We start from the raw sequence: 17,210 nt of genomic DNA, 5'->3' as shown, positions 1-17,210 counted from the left end.
AATAAAAAGACAGCTAAAACGCCTGTTGATTAAAAATCAACAGGCGTTTGATTTTGGCACACCAGCTAACGTCTGTATGTAAGATATCGTTCATACCAGATATCAATAAAATCCGGCGCGAATGGACCATTCTTTTGCCTGATCCACTGTATCAGCTTGTCAACATTTCTCTTTAGAATCTGATCAATCACATCAGGATAATTCATTTCACGTCGATGGCGTTCATACTCATCCTCATCAAGCAAGTTAAACGTCATATCAGGATATACCTTTATATCAAGATCATAATCGATATACTTAAGTGCCTCACCATCAAAAATAAATGGTGAACTGAGATTGCAATAGTAATAAATACCATCTTCACGAATCATTCCAATGACATTAAACCAGTATTGCGAGTGAAAGTAACAAATGGCTGGTTCTCTTGTAATCCACGTTCTGCCATCTGATTCCGTTACGAGTGTCCGATCATTTGCGCCAATGACTAAATTCTGCGAACCCTTTAAAACAGTGGTTTCTTCCCAGACGCGATGGATGTGCCCATTGTGCTTATAGCTATGTATTTGTACTGGTTCACCTTCGTTGGGTACGCCCATTTTCTCCCCTACCTTCATTTTTAACGCTCTTTTCAGCAAATCTCCACCCATTATGGAAAATGGCAGCAAAGATAAAAATTCCTACTTTCTATTATTATAACGGTTGAAGGCAGAATTTAAAACAAAAGAGCCATAATTCCCTATGGCTCTTTGTGTAAAATTGGCGGTTTTTTATAATGAAGACATAAAATTCATTTCTCGATAGGTATTAATGACCTCTTCGGTTTGTTTTTCAAAGATCTGTTGAATCTGTTTTAATTCTTCCTTCATGATTTTAATATCGGATTGGATACTTTCCAAGTCAGTCTCATTTTGTAATGCCTGCAATTCGGCCTCAATCTTTTGGCACCGCTCAAGTTCCCCCTGTAAGTAAAGCAATTTTTCCATCGTAATCATTTGTTCGGAAACCAGTCGGTTAAATTGGTCCATTCCCCTCACCGCCTTCAAGTTTGTTCATACTAATTATTCTTTATTAACCAGAATAATCCTTTAGCCAATTATGTAAACTCAAAGGAAGTTTTGTCGAATCTTTTTATTATAAAAAAGAAGGCACTCCTGCGATTAAGAGCGCCTTCTTCAAAACTATGTTTAATTAGCTTTGACCAAATTGGCCAGCATTTTGATTCTTGCGTGATTCTGCTTGTTGGTTTTGTTTTTTTACTTCTTGTGCGTTTGTTTCGCTTGCAAACTCAGTGCCAAAAGAACCAGCAGCACCTGCACCAGCAGATTGTGCATTTTGCTGTTTTACTTGTTGGATGTTAGTTCCTGCACTTGTTTTGTTTGGCTGTTGATTGAAATTTGCCATAGTTATCACCTCCACGAGATTAATGTACCCCGCTCGGCGATGTTTATCCCAAAAAATTTATTAAACCAGGAGAGAGATGCCTCCATCTACGATAATGGTTTGCCCTCGAATCATGCTGGAATCATCAGATAATAAGAACATGACACTATTTACCATATCCTCAATTTCAACCATTCTTCCTGCCGGTGTTTTTTCAGCGGCTTCTTGAAGCAGTTCATTCCGATTTGGAAAATGCTTTAATGCTTCTGTATCAACAGCACCGCCAGAAACTGCATTTACTACAATATTTTTAGGGGCTAATTCGACCGCTAAGTACCTTGTAAGTGCTTCAAGGGCCGCCTTAGAAACACCTACAGCAGTATAATTTTCTAGGTAGCGGATGGAACCAAGCGAGCTAATGCTGACAATTTTCCCGCCGCCGTTTCGCTCCATCAATTTAGCTGCCTCCTGAGCACAGAATAAAAGGGCCTTACTGTTAATATTGAGAGTCCAATCCCAGTGTGATTCTTCCAATTCCATTGCCGGACGTTGTACACCAGATGCGGCGTTGTTGACAAATACATCCAATCGCCCAAACTCTTCGTCAATCTGGGCAAACATCTCTTTTATTTTGGCAACATCCCCGACATTTGCTTTTAAAACTAGAGCTTTTCTGCCTAATGCCTCAACTTGTTCTGCCGTTTCCAGGGCACCTTTTTTACTTCTGGCATAATTGATTACAATATCATATCCGGCTTCAGCGAGTCTGATAGCCGTTGCCTTTCCAATACCTCGGCTGCTCCCGGTAACTAATGCTACTTTTTGTGTCATTGCTATCCCATCCTTTTTTACACTATTGCTTCCATTTTAGCTTTTCCATGAATAGAAGACAATGGAAAGAAAAAACCTAATCCATATTACCCCCTAGAAAGGAAGAATTAATATGTATGTTGGACGTGATATTACGGAGCTCTCGATGATGGCTAAGTCGGAGTGGAATGATAGTGAACTGGCTTTTTTTCATCATGCGATGCAGCAAATGACACCCTATTTAAATAGCGAGGGACAATCCATTCACCGCCAAATTATTGAAGAGATTGAAGCAAGGGGAGGAATGAAACGAAACGAAGCTGATTATACTCATGGAACAAAGCCTGTATATGATTAAATTTAAAAAAAACGCCGCATAAGCGGCGTTTATGATTGAGAATCCTGATATAATTTAAACATCTTTTGATGGGGAACAGGAAAAGCAAATTCCTGGATCTGTTCAGTTGTTACCAGCTTCCAATCCTCATTTTCAGGTACACTGGCGCTGATTTTTCCGGCATAGACCTCGATATTCCATATTAGGTGGGAAAATACATGCTCTATTTGACCAATAATTTTTTCTAAATGAACTTCAAGATGTAAAGATTGGCTAAACTGCTGTTTCACCGCTTCACGCTCAAACTGCAGGGGATGCTGTAATTCTATATTTGGAAACTCCCATAAATTGGCCAGCAATCCACTCTCTGGCCGCTTATGAATTAAGAATCTGCCCTTCTCGTCCATTAGAATGGCCGAAGCAAGCTGAACATGACGAGTTTTGGTCTTTTTTGTCTTTACCGGCAGTTGTTCTTGAACTCCTTCTTCAAATGCATGGCAATGCTCCCGTACCGGACATAACAGGCAGGATGGGGAGGTTGGGGTGCAAATTAAAGCGCCTAGCTCCATCAGTGCTTGGTTAAAGGCAGAAGGGTCCTCATGTGAAATCAGTTCCCTGACTGCCTTTTCAAAAACTTTCCGGGAGGCTGGTTTGGCGATATCGTCCCAAATCAATAAAATTCTGGAAAGAACCCTCATCACATTGCCGTCAACCGCCGGCTCCGGCAATCCATAAGCGATACTCAATATCGCACCGGCAGTATAAGGACCTACCCCTTTTAGACCAGAGATTTCCTCTGGAGATTTCGGCACTTCGCCATTATATTTTTCTTTTACCTCTTTAACGGCGGATTGCAGGTTCCGGACTCGTGAATAGTATCCAAGTCCTTCCCATGCCTTTAAAACTTTATCTTCATCTGCTTCGGCTAAATCTTCAATCGTTGGAAACCAATCGATAAATCGGTTAAAATAAGGGATAACCGAGTCCACCCGTGTCTGCTGGAGCATGATTTCTGAAACCCAGACTTTGTATGGGTCTTTATCCTTCCTCCAAGGCAGGTCACGCTGTTCCCTTTCAAACCATGTGAGTAAGTCCTGCTGAAAAGCATTTATATTGATTTTTTTGGTAAAATTTTGTTCAATTAACATAACATTTGGGTCCTCCCGCTAGTAAGCACTACAATAAAAGGGAATATAATAAATATTAATAGTTTGCTTAAAACGATAATCGATAATATGTTTTTTGACAAGAAATTTGAAAGGAGATTTTTTCTTTTGGATACTGGAACTCATGTTGTAATGGGGATTGCACTTGGAGGTCTTGCCACATTAGATCCGGCAGTTGCCGCAAGCCAATCCACTACAACAAGTGTGTTAATCGCTGTTATCGCCGGCTCACAAATACCAGATATTGATACGGTATTAAAACTGCGAAATAACGCTATTTATATTCGGAACCATCGCGGCATTACTCATTCTGTTCCTGCAGTTATTTTATGGCCTCTGGTGATATTGGCAGTCCTTTATCCGTTTTTTCCGGATGCCAACCTTTTTCATTTATGGGCATGGACGTTTGCGGCTGTTTTCATTCATGTTTTCGTTGATATTTTTAATGCCTACGGCACTCAGGCTCTAAGGCCATTTTCCGCCAAATGGGTTGCCCTCGGCGTCATTAATACCTTTGATCCATTCATATTTGGGATCCATGTCCTCGCGATTTTTATTTGGGCGATTGGTGCAAATCCTGGATATACATTTCTGTCCATGTTCATAGTGATCATTGCCTATTATCTTAAACGATATCAAGCCAAAAAAAGAGTTTTGGTTCAGTTTAGGTCGATGATTCCCGATGCAGAAGAAATCATTGTGGCTCCAACCATGAGATTTCACCAATGGAGGATTGCAGCGATGAACGAGAAGTTTTTTTTCGTGGGCAGGGCAACAAAAGGAAAGGTTGAAATCCTGGACAGATTTAAACGAATTCCTGTTCCGCAAACGCCGGTGATCGAAGCGGCAAAAAAAGACGAAAATATTGCTGCATTCCTTTCCTTTTCACCAGTGTATCGTTGGGAAGTAGATGAATACGATGAATATTACGAAGTCCGCTTCATTGATTTACGTTATAGAAGCAATGGGCATTATCCATTTGTTGCCGTCGTTCAATTAGATGCAAATCTCAAACCCATCCGTTCTTATACTGGCTGGGTGTACAGCGAACACAAATTAAGGAAGAAATTAGGAATATTGCCAAGTTAAAAAACTCGCCATTGGCGAGTTTTTTAGTGCAGCATTTGTTTATTTTGATTTAAATACTGCTCGTATTTTGGATTGCTGGCAGTAAATTCGTGGAGTTTTGGCCCGTAGTTCTCAATCCATTGCTTAACAATTCTTTCCGTCACTTCACTGCCCTTATATTCATGGCCCGCCTTTGCCTGGGTTGTCTCAAAATCATCCCACAATAGCTCTACCCAGGTGCGAGCTTCATTGTAGGATAACTGCTCATTTTTTTCGAGCAGCAGTTTGGTTAATTTCTCCTGATAATCATTCATTTGTCTCACCTCCTGCCAATTTCTTGTTAACATAAGATAAAAACGCCATGTGAATATTAATAGTACGGGTAGGGACGGTGCCGACGCACCGCTTTACACGTTTCTCATTCCCTTTTTATGGAGGTACAGCATGAGAAATAAGCAGCGGAATTTTCCCAATCAAAATAAACAAAATTTTGATGGGGAGCCTCGGGCAAAAGCAGAATATGCGTCAAGAAGAGCCGATGGAACTATAAACACCCATCCACAAGAGCGGATGAGAGCCTCGTCAGCACGCGACGATGAATCCCCGCAAGCTTCGCAGTAATACAGTCCGAACAGCTAAGCGCCTTTGTCCCAAACGTTTCAACCTATTATCACCACAAATCAGAGAGTTTTCTCTCTGGTTTGTTTTTTCATTTCAGTTTATTTAGCAAAGAAATTGGCAGTGCCTCTTCACTTCCATCTCCAGCTAAACGGCAGCCCCAAGCAAATACCCCTTTGAGATATTCAATCTTAAAATATTCCCCAGGTGCACCCGCAATTTCGTATATTTCTCCCTTTTTAAATGTTTCAGGGTCTAACAAATAGGCGCGGGCCATTTGCACTTTTCTTTCCAGTACAGCAAATTCATTTACCATTCCCATTTGCTCCGCTTTTCTCGCCTGCTCCTTCAGACTGGCAATTTCCTGGTTTAATTCTTGTACAGTCATTTCGCTATAACGTTTCACCTGCTGCATAGTTTTCACATCCAGTTCATTTTATAATTAATTCTAATTCCCTCTGTTTATATGGGCCAAATATTGATCAATAAGTTCGATCGAAAATCCTTTTCGATACAAGGCCTGCTTCATTTTTTGTTCGTATTCAAACCCGCTGTATTGAGAAAACTTCTTGTGAGTCTTCTCGCCTTGGTACTGGATTGCCGCAAATTCTTCGTCTTCCTGAACGTTATTTTGCACGCCCTCAGCGGCGATTTGAATGATCCCAATCGGATATCCTTTACGAACCAGCATTTGCTCTAGCTTTTGTTTCTGAATCTTTTGGGATTCCTTTGAAGGCTTATTAAAGAATTTCTGGCTCAACTTTACAGCCTTTTCTATTTGCAGCTCATGAGTAAACTCCGTCAATGCCATAAAAATGAGCTCTTCAGCGATTCCTTTTTCTTTTAGTTCTTGTTTAATTAAATCTGGTCCCTTATCAGTTGTATTGACTTGGGTTCTCACAAAAGCCAAAGCAAAATCTTTATCATTTGTATATTTCTGGTTTGTTAATTTATGAAGCACCTCATTTATAATCGGTTCTTCTACGTCTTTTTTTGCCAAATAATCTTTTATCTCTTTTTCTGATCTCATTCTTCGCGCCAAATAATGCACGGCGAGGTTATAGGCTTTGCGGATATCATCCTGATATTGTATTTCCATAATGGAAAGTTCATCAATATCCAACCCTTTTTTTAAATCAAACTTGATGAGCACGTCGCTGTCGACACTAAAGGCGTACTCTTCTCCTTTTCCGTAGTCCAAATATAAATTGAATCGGTCCTGATTTTTCTGCTGGGTGGTGATTCTAGTAATGACAGCCATTTTCTTCACCTCTCATCCCTACTTTACCATATTCCCGATTACCATTTTAACTTTTCTGTTTTAAACAAAATAATTTATGCCTGTATGTTTCAATGAATATTAGGAAAAAATGTCAAAGGGTGCATCTTGTACCAATTACGATGAAATTGGCGAAAGGAATGATCAAAAATGGGAGATCGCAAAAAAGATAAGAATCGGGCAAAATATCCACTTACAAGTACACAAGAGGTATTATACCAACGTGAATTTAAAATGGCCGACCGTGCCGGCGGTTTCACTGATCGTAAAACTAAGCTATAAAATTATACCACTAATAACCCCTGTTCATTTGTAAATCCTAGTAATGGGAGTCTTTACGGCTTTCAAAAAGACAAATGAAAGGGGTTTTGTTATGGGACGTGCACATGGACATAAGACTCGTGATAAAAATAAAGCATCTTTGCCGCAGGTGCCTAAGAACTTGAAAACAGATGGAAAAGACGTGGAATTTTCAAAGGAAATGGCGGATGGCGCTGACTTGGAAGCACAAGCAAGGGCAAACGCTGCCAACCAGCGTGCTGCCAGGAGAAGAAGCAAGTAAAAAAATAGAAGCAGGATCCAACCTGCTTCTTTCAAAATATATATATATAAGGGGGGATATATATTTCAGCGAGTTCCAAAGAGAAGTTAACCACAAATAAAGCGATCAGAACTCGTTAAAATCGGAATCATTTTTTGATTGTGAATCAATTCACATCTTTTCTATACTTTTACTATACTCTGCTTCCCGTTTTTAAACAACGATTTTCACAGTTTTTTAACATATTAATATTAGAAATGTGAATAAGATGTGAACACTTCAAATTCCAGCCAAAAAAGAAAGAAGCCGCAGCTCCTTTTCATTTCAGATTACAACACTTGGTCTCTGTTTGACTGAATCCCACTGGATTTCACCTAAAATTGCATAATAGTGCATCGTTGATTCTTGTTGGGCCAGTTGTCCTACCTCCGACTTCGTCGCTTTTACAATATAAATCCCAGCGAAATCATCGTCACTCCACACGACATTGAGTCCTAATGAAGAAGCCTGACTCACACCATGGATAAACCAGTATCCGACCGCTTCATCATGTTCCTCCACTTCGAATGAGGCAGGTTTTCGATTCGACGCCTGATCGGCTGCATGAAACTGATTCACATAAACTAAGTCCTCAATAACAGCACTTGCAGTTGGAAACATTCCTGCCCCCGGCCCCTGCAAAGTGATTCTTCCCACAATATCAGAATGGACATTCACTGCGTTTTCTACTCCCTCAACATGGTAGAATGGATGTTCATTGCCGACAAGGGCTGGTTTAACCAATCCATGAATCTTATGGCTATCTTTCCGCAGGCTCGCCACGTGTTTAAACCTTAGTCCCAATTTTTCAGCCGCCAGCATTAAGTCGCCAGTTATATTGGTAATCCCCTCCCGTTCCACATCCTGCCAGCTGGGTTCGGTCCCAAAAGCAATACGGCTTAGAATCATCGCTTTATAAAAGGCATCAAAGCCTTCTACATCATTCACAGGGTTTGCTTCAGCATAGCCCTTCTCTTGTGCAAGCCGCAGGCTTTGGCCAAAAGCCAGCTTTTTTTCACGCATCTCCGTCAAAATAAAGTTTGACGTTCCGTTAAGAATCCCATCAATTTGGGAAACCCGGTTGATTTTTAAAAGCTGCCTTAACGTTTGGATGACTGGAATTCCTCCCGCTACAGTTGCTTCAAACCCCACTTGGACATAATGCTCCTCTGCAAGTCCAATCAGTTCCTTTCCATGGTGGGCAAACATTTCCTTATTTGCAGTAACAATGTGGCATCCTCTTTGAATGGAACGTTTTAAATATGTATAAGAGGGCTCCTGTCCGACGATCGCCTCAATGACAACATCAAGTTTCGGAAGGCGGATTATTTCTTCAAAGTCAGTAGTGACAAGTACCCGTTCGTGAATCTCCCTTGCTTTTTTTGCAGTTTTCACTAATATAGCAGCAACTTCCACCTTCTTCCCTAAAACTTCGGTCAATTCATCTTCATGTGATTGAATTGTCCGATAGACACCTTCGCCGACTGTGCCAAACCCGAGAATTGCCACTTTGATTCCAGTCATGTTTTGACCACCCTTCATGTCATTTATTTGCTCACAAAAAAACCCTCTTGATAAGAAGAGGGTTGGTTCCTCCTCTTATCTGTCAGATAAACTACTATCTGCAGGAATTAGCACCTTTTCAAGTTTCACCTTGAAGGTTGCCGGGCTTCATCGGGCCATGTCCCTCCGCCGCTCTCGATAAGAGATATATTTATTTAAAATTGATTCATTTCGAAACATATAGAAATTATATTAACTGAATTTTCCTTCTAAGTCAATGATCTATTTACTACATAAAACTCAAATCCAGTCCAGTAACAGCTTTAGTTTTCCAGTAATTCCTAATATTTGTAGAATTGTTAGTAGAATTTGTAGAATCCGTCTAAGATTTCGTAGAAAAACTTTAAATTTTGTAAAATCATAGGCCTAATTTGTAGAATGCCTAAAAAATAAGCCCGCCAGACGGCGGACTATCCTCTATTTCAGCAATTTTTCTTCAGCCAGCTTAATCTGCTGCTTGACCTGTACCGGAGAAGTGCCGCCAAAGCTGTTTCGGACAGCTACTACATGTTCAGGAGCCAGTACATTATAGATATCATCCTCAAATAACGGGCTAAATTGCTGATATTCTTCAAAGCTTAAATCAAGCAAAAATTTGCCGGACTGGATGGCATATAAAACAATTTTTCCAATAACCTCATGGGCTTCGCGGAACGGAAGGCCTTTTGTCACTAAATAGTCTGCAATATCTGTTGCATTGGAATAGTCATTATTGATTGCTTTGCGCATAACGTCTTTCTTAACCGTCATCGTTTCAATCATCGGTGCCAGCAGCTTTAAGGAGCCTTCAAGTGTTTCCACCGTATCAAACATGCCCTCTTTGTCCTCTTGCAAGTCCTTGTTGTAGGCAAGCGGAAGACCTTTTAATACGGTCAGCAAACCAATCAAATTGCCATACGTGCGTCCCGTTTTGCCTCTAAGCAGTTCAGGTACATCGGGATTCTTCTTTTGCGGCATAATGCTTGAGCCTGTACAAAAAGAATCATCCAACTCGACAAACTGAAATTCCTGACTAGACCAGATCACGAGTTCTTCCGCTAGTCTGGAAATATGTGTCATGATAATCGAGCCAATCGATAAAAATTCCAGAATAAAATCACGGTCACTCACAGCATCCATGCTATTCGGATAGATGGTATCAAAACCAAGAAGCTCCGCTACCCGTTTCCGATTAATCGGAAACGTTGTGCCGGCTAAAGCCCCCGCCCCTAATGGCAGCCAGTTGATCCGTTTTAATGAGTCAATTAATCTCTCTTTATCACGTTCAAACATCCAAAAATAAGCCATTAAGTGATGGGCAAACGAAACCGGCTGGGCGCGCTGCAAATGCGTATAGCCCGGTATCAATGTTTCTATATTCACTTTCGCCTGTCCGATAATGGCATTCTGGACATCTTCCACCAAAGTAATCAGTTCGGTTGTTTTAGTGCGTAAATAAAGATGCATATCGGTTGCCACTTGATCATTCCGGCTTCTTCCCGTATGCAGCTTTCCTCCAACGGGCCCAATTTGTTGCAGTAATAGCTTTTCAATATTCATATGAATATCTTCATCTTCAACCAAGAACTCTACTTCGCCCTGATCGACCAAATCCTTAATTTGCAGCAGACCGTTTCGTATTTTATCCGCATCTTCTTCTGGAATGATGCCCGACTCACCTAACATTTGAACATGGGCGAGGCTCCCTGCGATATCCTCTTTCGCTAACTTTTGATCAAACGGAATCGAGGCCGTGAACTCTTCTACCAGCTTGTTCGTTTCTTTTGTAAAACGTCCGCCCCATAGCTTTGACATATGCTGCTCCCCCTCATTGTGCTTAAGAAGACAGCCCCCGAAACATTTCGAGGGCAGCTTTTGATTATTTCAACACCGACTCTTTTTGGTTTACTTCCGAATAGACCTTTGTTGGCAGTCCCCAAAGCTTAATGAAGCCCACTGCTGCATTATGGTCAAATGCATCACCCTTTGTATAGGTAGCCAGTTCTTCATTATATAAGCTGTGCACCGATTTTCTTCCTACAACGGTATGGGTGCCCTTCAAGAGCTTCACGCGGATGACTCCGGAAACGACCTTTTGAGTTTCTTCAATAAAAGCATCCAACGCTGCTTTTAACGGCGAATACCAAAGACCTTCATATATGATTTTCGCCATTTGCTGTTCTACTTGCGTTTTGAATTGTGTAACCTCACGCGGCAATGTTAAAAATTCCAATTCCTTATGGGCATTAATCAGAATAAGTGCTGCCGGATTTTCATACACTTCACGTGATTTGATGCCTACCAATCGATTTTCGATATGGTCAATCCGGCCAACCCCATGCTTGCCGCCAAGCTCATTTAATTTTTCAATTAATGGGACAAGCTCGAGCTTTTCTCCATTTAAACCAACCGGAACACCTTGCTCGAACTCAATTTCAATATACTCTGGTGCATCTGGTGTTAATTCAATTGGATTGGTCCAATCATAGGCTGCTTCAGGTGCCTCTGTCCAAGGATTTTCAAGAACACCCGCTTCACAGGCGCGCCCCCAGATGTTTGCATCAATTGAGAACGGATTGTCTAAATCAACTGGAATCGGAATGTTATGCTTCTTGGCATATTCAATCTCTTCATCACGGGTCATGCCCCATTCACGGACAGGAGCAACCACTTTCAAGCTTGGATTCAAAGCTTGGATGGAAACCTCAAAACGCACTTGGTCATTTCCTTTGCCTGTGCAGCCATGTGCCACTGCTGTTGCGCCTTCTTTTTCGGCTACATCCACTAAAAGCTTGGAAATTAACGGTCTGGAAAGAGCAGAGGATAATGGATATTTTCCTTCATATAAACAATTAGCCTTTAAAGCTGGTAAAATATAATCCTTTGCCAGCATTTCTTTTGCATCTATAATATGGGCCTTAATGGCCCCGACATTTAATGCCTTAGTTTTGATCGCCTCGAGGTCCTTTCCTTCTCCTACATCAAGCCCTAAAGCAATCACATCATAACCGTACTTTTCTTGAATCCATTTCACCGATACGGAGGTGTCTAATCCGCCCGAGTATGCTAAAACAACTTTTTCCTTCGCCATTTCTATTCTCCTTGCGTATGTTTGTATTATTATTCAATCTATAGAATTATTATACAACATCTCTCGTTAAAAATGAAAGTCTTATTCTAGCAAAAGTTTTAAAATTGCTTTTTGGGCATGCAGGCGGTTCTCTGCTTCGTCAAAAACAACGGAATGGGAGCCGTCTATGATCTCCGCCGTGACCTCTTCTCCACGGTGCGCCGGCAGGCAGTGCAAAAAGATGAAGTCTTCTTTTGCATGTTTGCATAATTCCTCGTTTACTTGGTACGATGCAAATGCTTTTAACCGCTGCTCCGTTTCCGCCTCCATTCCCATGCTGGTCCAGACATCGGTAATTACAACATCTGCATTCTTTATAGCTTCAACCGGATCATTTGTAATTGTCACCGTACATCCAGACTGTTTAGCAGCTTGAATCGCTTGCTCCGCAATAGCTCCATTTGGGAGATAGCCTGGCGGGCTGGCAATACTTATATTCATGCCCACTTTCGCTGCCCCCTCCAGCAGGGAGTGAGGCATATTGTTATAACCGTCGCCAATATAGCACAATTTTAACCCTTCAAGCTTTCCCTTATGCTCAAGAATCGTCAGCAGGTCAGCTAATACCTGTGTAGGATGCTGCAGGTCCGTTAATCCATTAATGACTGGAATGGAGGCATGCTCTGCCAGTTCCTCCACCATTTCATGCCCAAAGGTACGGATCATAATCGCATCTACATATCTCGACAACACTTTCGCCGTGTCCGAAACCGTTTCCCCCCTGCCGAGCTGAATGTCTTTCGAACTTAAGAATATAGCATGGCCTCCAAGCTGCAGCATGCCAACTTCAAAAGAGACCCTCGTACGGGTTGACGATTTTTCAAAAATCATTCCTAAAACTTTTCCGTTTAAATAAGGGTGCGGTTTCCCCTGCTTTTGCATGGACTTTAGCTCCAGAGCCACATCAAGCAAATAATGAATCTCTTCTTTAGTAAAATCAGCAAGCTGAATAAAATCTTTCCCTTTTAAATGGACTGGGTGGGTCTTATTAAAATTCTTACATTCAATGGCTTCTGGCATGAACGGCACCTCTTTCTTCCAGTTGATAAAAATCGCTGATTGAACTTACCTCAAAATCAGCCTGTTGATGATGCAATAGATCACTGTTAACCTTAACGGTATCCAAATGAGTAAAGACAGGCACCTTATAACGGATGGCTTGCTCGCGGATATGGAAACCAAATTTCAATTTGTTGCGGCCTTGGTTAGGAATGTTAATAACCGCCTTCAGCACTTGATTTCGGAACAACTTTGTCACGTCCTGTTCTTCCCTAAGCACCTTATCTACAGAAATTCCATGATTTTGCAGAAAATCAGCTGTCCCTGCCGTTGCTGCCAGCTTGTATTTTTTTGCAAGCTCTTGAATGATCGGGAGACTGGCTGATTTTTCGCGATCAGATATGGAACATAAAATATAGGTTTCTTCTTTTTTGTCTTGCAGCAGAGGAACGGCCTTATTTAATGCCTCAAAATAGGTCTTTCCCATCCCCAAGACTTCGCCAGTAGATTTCATTTCCGGGCCAAGGACATGGTCGACTCCTTTTAACTTTCCAGAAGAAAATACGGGCGCCTTTACAGAATAATAGTTCGGTTCCTCCAAAAGCCCTGTAACTGATGAAAAATCACTAACCTTTTCTCCAAGCTGGGCACGAACGGCCCACTCAATCATTGGAACCCCGGTAACCTTGCTCATAATCGGCACCGTTCGCGATGAACGAGGATTGACTTCTAAGCAATAAACCTTTTCGTTGTAAATAACAAATTGAATGTTCATCATGCCAATAATTGATGCTGCTTTGGCAATTTTGCTTGCATAGTCCATTAATACCGACTTTACTTCATCGGGGATCGAAATCGGAGGAAATACGGTAATACTGTCCCCCGAGTGGACTCCCGCTTTTTCAATATGCTCAAATATTCCAGGGACAACGATTTGGTCACCATCACAAATCACATCAATCTCACATTCTAGTCCTGGCATAAATTTATCGATTAACAGCGGCCACATTTTTTCGTTTGCATTTTCTTCAAGCTGTTTAATATATTGATAGAGTTCTTCCTCTGAAAAGATGGTAAACATGGACTGTCCGCCAATGACGTAGGACGGTCTGACAAGCACCGGATAGCCTAGGTCGGCAGCTGCCATTACCAGTTCTTCTTTCCGTGTGGCCGTTTTTCCTTCAATATGAGGAATCTCCAGGTCTTCCAGCAGCTGATAAAATTCCTTTCGGTCCTCCACTTTGTCGACATTCGTCACGGCTGTGCCCAGGATCGTTACTCCTTCTTCCTCCAAATCATGAGCCAGATTGATCGCCGTTTGTCCGCCAAATTGAATCAGCACACCCTCCACTTGCTCCTTTTGAATCACATGAAGGACATCTTCTGCAGTAAGAGGTTCAAAATAGAGGCGGTCAGCTGTTGAATAATCCGTACTCACCGTTTCTGGATTATTATTGATCACAACCGCTTCATAGCCTTTTTTCTTAATTGCCTTTGCCGCATGGACAGAGCAATAATCGAATTCAATTCCCTGGCCGATTCGAATCGGACCAGATCCAACGACAAGAATCTTTTTCCGATTGGATATTTCCACTTCATCAAATCCATGATAGGTAGAATAAAAATAAGGGGTGATGGCATCAAATTCTGCTGAACAGGTATCGACCATTTTATAGCCTGGTTGAATGCTCAGTTCTTTCCATTTATTTCTAACTGCCTTTTCCTGAACCGCAAAAATTTGCGATAACAGCTTATCAGCCATATTGAGCCGCTTGGCTTTGATTAGCAGTGAATCAGGAACTTCACTCCACTGATAAGCCCCCAGCTGCGTTTCAACCTCTACGATTGAACTAATTTTGTGTAAAAACCACGGATCAATCTCCGTTGCCTGCTGAACCTGCTCAAGGGAGATACCCCTGCGGAATGCTTCGGCAATCACAAACAGGCGCCGGTCATTAGCTGTTTCGAGAAGATGAAAAAGGGTGTCCTCCGCCAATGTTTTATTGGCCTCTACACAAAGACCGTACACATTCATCTCCATCGAACGGATAGCTTTATTAAGAGCTCCTTCAAACGTCCGGTCAATGGCCATCACTTCACCCGTTGCTTTCATTTGTGTCCCCAATGTTCGATCAGCCTCAGGGAACTTATCAAACGGGAAGCGCGGCAGTTTTACCACAATATAATCAATCGCCGGTTCAAACGAGGCGAAGGTATTGCCTGTAATTGGGTTGATAATCTCATCCAAATGGTAACCAATCGCACATTTTGCTGCCATCCGGGCAATCGGATAACCGGTCGCTTTCGAGGCAAGAGCCGATGAGCGGCTGACCCTTGGATTGACTTCAATAATATAATACTGGTTTGATTCAGGATGCAGCGCAAATTGAATATTGCATCCGCCAATAATTTCAAGCTCGCGAATGACCTTTATAGAAACATCACGGAGCATTTGATACTGTACATCACTCAATGTCTGGGATGGAGCAACCACAATGGAATCTCCTGTATGGACACCAACAGGGTCCATATTTTCCATATTGCAGACGATGATGCACGTATCATTAGCATCCCGCATGACTTCATATTCAATTTCCTTCCAGCCTTTAATGCTTTTCTCCACTAGAACCTGGTGGATCGGGCTCGCGGCGAGTCCTTTTTTAAGGACAACCTCCAGCTCCTCCTCATTATAAGCAAACCCTCCGCCTTCCCCGCCAAGTGTAAAGGCAGGGCGGATAATGACAGGAAAGCCAATTTTTTCAACAAATTTGACTCCTTCCTCATAATCCTGGATAATGGCTGATTCCGGTATCGGTTCGCCGATTTGCAGCATTAGATTGCGGAATCTCTCGCGGTCTTCACCATTTTTGATGGATTCTACCGATGTTCCTAACAATTCGACATGGTAGTTCTCGAGAATTTTCTGTTCATAAAGCTGAACAGTAAGATTCAGGCCAGTTTGCCCTCCCAATGTTCCAATAATTCCGTCCGGTCTTTCTTTTTGAATGATTTTTTCAATAACAGCTGTATTCAGCGGCTCAATATAAACCTTATCGGCGACTGCTTGATCTGTCATGATGGTTGCTGGATTATTATTAACTAAAACAACCTCTAATCCTTCTTCTTTTAGAGCGATACAGGCCTGGGTCCCGGCATAATCAAATTCTGCAGCCTGCCCTATGACTATCGGACCCGAGCCGATAACCAGCACTTTTTTCAATTTATTATTTAACGGCATAACGTGTCTCTCCCAATGATGCAATTCTTTTAACAAATTCTTTTAGAATATATTCTGTATCGCTTGGTCCCGGATGGGCTTCTGGATGAAATTGCACGGTTTGAATCGGATAAACTTTATGCTTTAACCCTTCGATCGATTGGTCATTGACATTTCGATACGTGATATCAAATATTTTTCCGTCAATGCTGTCATCCATCACAACATAGCTGTGATTTTGTGCGGTAATTTTCACTTTGCCCGTTTCCAATTCCTTAACCGGATGATTGCCGCCCCTGTGCCCATAGGCAAGCTTGGTGGTCTTTGCCCCATAAGACAGGGCGATTAATTGGTGTCCCAGACAGATGCCCAGAGAAGGATATTTCATGGTGATTTTTTTGATTTCTGGGAACCATTTTTTCAATGCTGCTGGGTCTCCAGGTCCATTTGATAACAATACCCCGTCCGGGTCCAGCGCTTGGATTTTTTCAAAAGGAGTACTATATGGGACTACCGTAACCGAACAATCTTCTGCCAGCAGGGCACTAAGAATGGATTTCTTGTAGCCATAATCTATTAAGACCACATGCGGCCCTCTATTATGAAAATATTGGGTTTTCTTCGTTGATACCTTATCAACCCATAAAGTCTCCTTATCTTGCTGCGAAAAATCCACATCCTTTGAATGGCTTACGATACCTTTTACGGTCCCTCGGCTGCGGATTGTTTTCACTAGGAGTCTTGTATCCACGCCAGCAATCCCGGTTACCCCTGCTGATGCAAGCTTTTCGGAAAATTTCTGGATGGATTGGTAGTGGCTGGGGGTTTCACATAGGTCACCGATGACCACTCCAGCCAAAGCGGGTGTGATGCTTTCATCGTCCAAGGCATTAATCCCATAGTTTCCGATAATTGGATAGCAAAATGTAATAATTTGTCCGGCATAGGATGGGTCGGTAATGATTTCCTGATATCCGGTCATACTTGTATTAAAAACGACCTCTCCGAGAGATTCTTTTCCAGCTCCAATCAGTACACCCTCGAATACTTCTCCCGTCTCCAAAGTAAGGTATCCCTGTTCCAA

19 protein-coding genes and 1 riboswitch are annotated in these 17,210 nt (G+C 41.9%); of the genes, 5 read left to right on the top strand and 14 right to left on the bottom strand.

Going from position 1 to position 17,210, the window contains the following annotated elements; all coding sequences use genetic code 11:
* Positions 1–65 precede the first annotated feature (65 nt).
* From ntdP to fabL, 4 genes are all read right to left on the bottom strand, one after another.
* Positions 66–596 (bottom strand): nucleoside tri-diphosphate phosphatase, encoded by a 531-nt coding sequence (ntdP, locus tag NFS43_RS12535; protein ID WP_251552026.1) that lies wholly within the window; start codon positions 594–596, stop codon positions 66–68.
* Between the two features lie 171 nt (positions 597–767).
* The gene (locus NFS43_RS12530; RefSeq protein WP_251552012.1) at positions 768–1,025 is read right to left on the bottom strand and encodes a YgaB family protein; all 258 of its coding nucleotides are present in this window, start codon (positions 1,023–1,025) and stop codon (positions 768–770) included.
* Between the two features lie 163 nt (positions 1,026–1,188).
* On the bottom strand, positions 1,189–1,401 hold the full coding sequence (locus NFS43_RS12525) for a gamma-type small acid-soluble spore protein (RefSeq protein WP_251552011.1): 213 nt from the start codon (positions 1,399–1,401) through the stop codon (positions 1,189–1,191).
* Positions 1,402–1,461: 60 nt separating this feature from the next.
* Complete coding sequence (gene fabL, locus NFS43_RS12520; RefSeq protein WP_251552010.1) at positions 1,462–2,211, bottom strand: enoyl-[acyl-carrier-protein] reductase FabL; 750 nt, start codon at positions 2,209–2,211, stop codon at positions 1,462–1,464.
* A 112-nt stretch (positions 2,212–2,323) separates the two neighbouring features.
* On the opposite strand from fabL, the gene NFS43_RS12515 reads away from it, so the two are divergent.
* On the top strand, positions 2,324–2,548 hold the full coding sequence (locus NFS43_RS12515) for a hypothetical protein (protein WP_251552009.1): 225 nt from the start codon (positions 2,324–2,326) through the stop codon (positions 2,546–2,548).
* 29 nt (positions 2,549–2,577) lie between these two features.
* On the opposite strand, the gene mutY is transcribed toward NFS43_RS12515, so the two are convergent.
* On the bottom strand, positions 2,578–3,675 hold the full coding sequence (gene mutY, locus NFS43_RS12510) for an A/G-specific adenine glycosylase (protein WP_251552008.1): 1,098 nt from the start codon (positions 3,673–3,675) through the stop codon (positions 2,578–2,580).
* A 126-nt stretch (positions 3,676–3,801) separates the two neighbouring features.
* On the opposite strand from mutY, the gene NFS43_RS12505 reads away from it, so the two are divergent.
* Positions 3,802–4,782 (top strand): metal-dependent hydrolase, encoded by a 981-nt coding sequence (locus NFS43_RS12505; RefSeq protein ID WP_251552007.1) that lies wholly within the window; start codon positions 3,802–3,804, stop codon positions 4,780–4,782.
* Between the two features lie 23 nt (positions 4,783–4,805).
* On the opposite strand, the gene NFS43_RS12500 is transcribed toward NFS43_RS12505, so the two are convergent.
* Positions 4,806–5,075 carry a YfhJ family protein gene (locus NFS43_RS12500; RefSeq protein ID WP_251552006.1) on the bottom strand — a complete coding sequence of 90 codons (270 nt, stop codon included), beginning with the start codon at positions 5,073–5,075 and terminating at the stop codon, positions 4,806–4,808.
* Positions 5,076–5,205: 130 nt separating this feature from the next.
* On the opposite strand from NFS43_RS12500, the gene NFS43_RS12495 reads away from it, so the two are divergent.
* Positions 5,206–5,382 (top strand): small, acid-soluble spore protein K, encoded by a 177-nt coding sequence (locus NFS43_RS12495; protein ID WP_251552005.1) that lies wholly within the window; start codon positions 5,206–5,208, stop codon positions 5,380–5,382.
* Positions 5,383–5,470: 88 nt separating this feature from the next.
* Here NFS43_RS12495 and NFS43_RS12490 read toward each other — a convergent pair whose 3' ends face one another.
* Both NFS43_RS12490 and recX read right to left on the bottom strand, forming a co-directional pair.
* Positions 5,471–5,794: a YfhH family protein gene (locus tag NFS43_RS12490; protein WP_251552025.1), complete on the bottom strand. Its 324-nt coding sequence runs from the start codon at positions 5,792–5,794 to the stop codon at positions 5,471–5,473.
* A gap of 33 nt (positions 5,795–5,827) precedes the next feature.
* A complete protein-coding gene (gene recX, locus NFS43_RS12485) occupies positions 5,828–6,640 on the bottom strand; it encodes a recombination regulator RecX (protein WP_251552004.1) in 813 nt (270 codons plus the stop codon).
* 168 nt (positions 6,641–6,808) lie between these two features.
* Here recX and NFS43_RS12480 point away from each other — a divergent pair, with 168 nt between their 5' ends.
* Both NFS43_RS12480 and NFS43_RS12475 read left to right on the top strand, forming a co-directional pair.
* Positions 6,809–6,940, top strand: coding sequence for a YfhE family protein (locus tag NFS43_RS12480; protein ID WP_251552003.1), 132 nt, complete (start codon positions 6,809–6,811; stop codon positions 6,938–6,940).
* Between the two features lie 91 nt (positions 6,941–7,031).
* Positions 7,032–7,220, top strand: a complete 189-nt coding sequence (locus tag NFS43_RS12475; protein WP_251552002.1) for a YfhD family protein — start codon at positions 7,032–7,034, stop codon at positions 7,218–7,220.
* 303 nt (positions 7,221–7,523) lie between these two features.
* On the opposite strand, the gene NFS43_RS12470 is transcribed toward NFS43_RS12475, so the two are convergent.
* The 6 genes from NFS43_RS12470 to NFS43_RS12445 form a co-directional block, all read right to left on the bottom strand.
* Positions 7,524–8,762, bottom strand: coding sequence for a homoserine dehydrogenase (locus NFS43_RS12470; RefSeq protein ID WP_251552001.1), 1,239 nt, complete (start codon positions 8,760–8,762; stop codon positions 7,524–7,526).
* A gap of 72 nt (positions 8,763–8,834) precedes the next feature.
* A riboswitch (SAM riboswitch) is annotated at positions 8,835–8,946 on the bottom strand.
* 272 nt (positions 8,947–9,218) lie between these two features.
* Positions 9,219–10,595 (bottom strand): argininosuccinate lyase, encoded by a 1,377-nt coding sequence (argH, locus tag NFS43_RS12465; protein WP_251552000.1) that lies wholly within the window; start codon positions 10,593–10,595, stop codon positions 9,219–9,221.
* Between the two features lie 64 nt (positions 10,596–10,659).
* Complete coding sequence (locus tag NFS43_RS12460) at positions 10,660–11,871, bottom strand: argininosuccinate synthase (RefSeq protein WP_251551999.1); 1,212 nt, start codon at positions 11,869–11,871, stop codon at positions 10,660–10,662.
* Positions 11,872–11,952: 81 nt separating this feature from the next.
* Positions 11,953–12,930 carry an ornithine carbamoyltransferase gene (argF, locus tag NFS43_RS12455; protein WP_251551998.1) on the bottom strand — a complete coding sequence of 326 codons (978 nt, stop codon included), beginning with the start codon at positions 12,928–12,930 and terminating at the stop codon, positions 11,953–11,955.
* Positions 12,914–16,147 carry a carbamoyl-phosphate synthase (glutamine-hydrolyzing) large subunit gene (carB, locus tag NFS43_RS12450; RefSeq protein ID WP_251551997.1) on the bottom strand — a complete coding sequence of 1,078 codons (3,234 nt, stop codon included), beginning with the start codon at positions 16,145–16,147 and terminating at the stop codon, positions 12,914–12,916. The genes argF and carB overlap by 17 nt, the downstream gene beginning before the upstream one ends.
* Positions 16,134–17,210 (bottom strand): carbamoyl phosphate synthase small subunit, encoded by a 1,077-nt coding sequence (locus NFS43_RS12445; protein ID WP_251552024.1) that lies wholly within the window; start codon positions 17,208–17,210, stop codon positions 16,134–16,136. Before NFS43_RS12445 ends, carB begins: the two co-directional genes overlap by 14 nt.

Source organism: Neobacillus muris, assembly GCF_943193175.1.
Taxonomy (GTDB): Bacteria; Bacillota; Bacilli; order Bacillales; family Cytobacillaceae; genus Neobacillus; species Neobacillus muris.
This window is presented reverse-complemented; position numbering and strand designations above follow the sequence as displayed.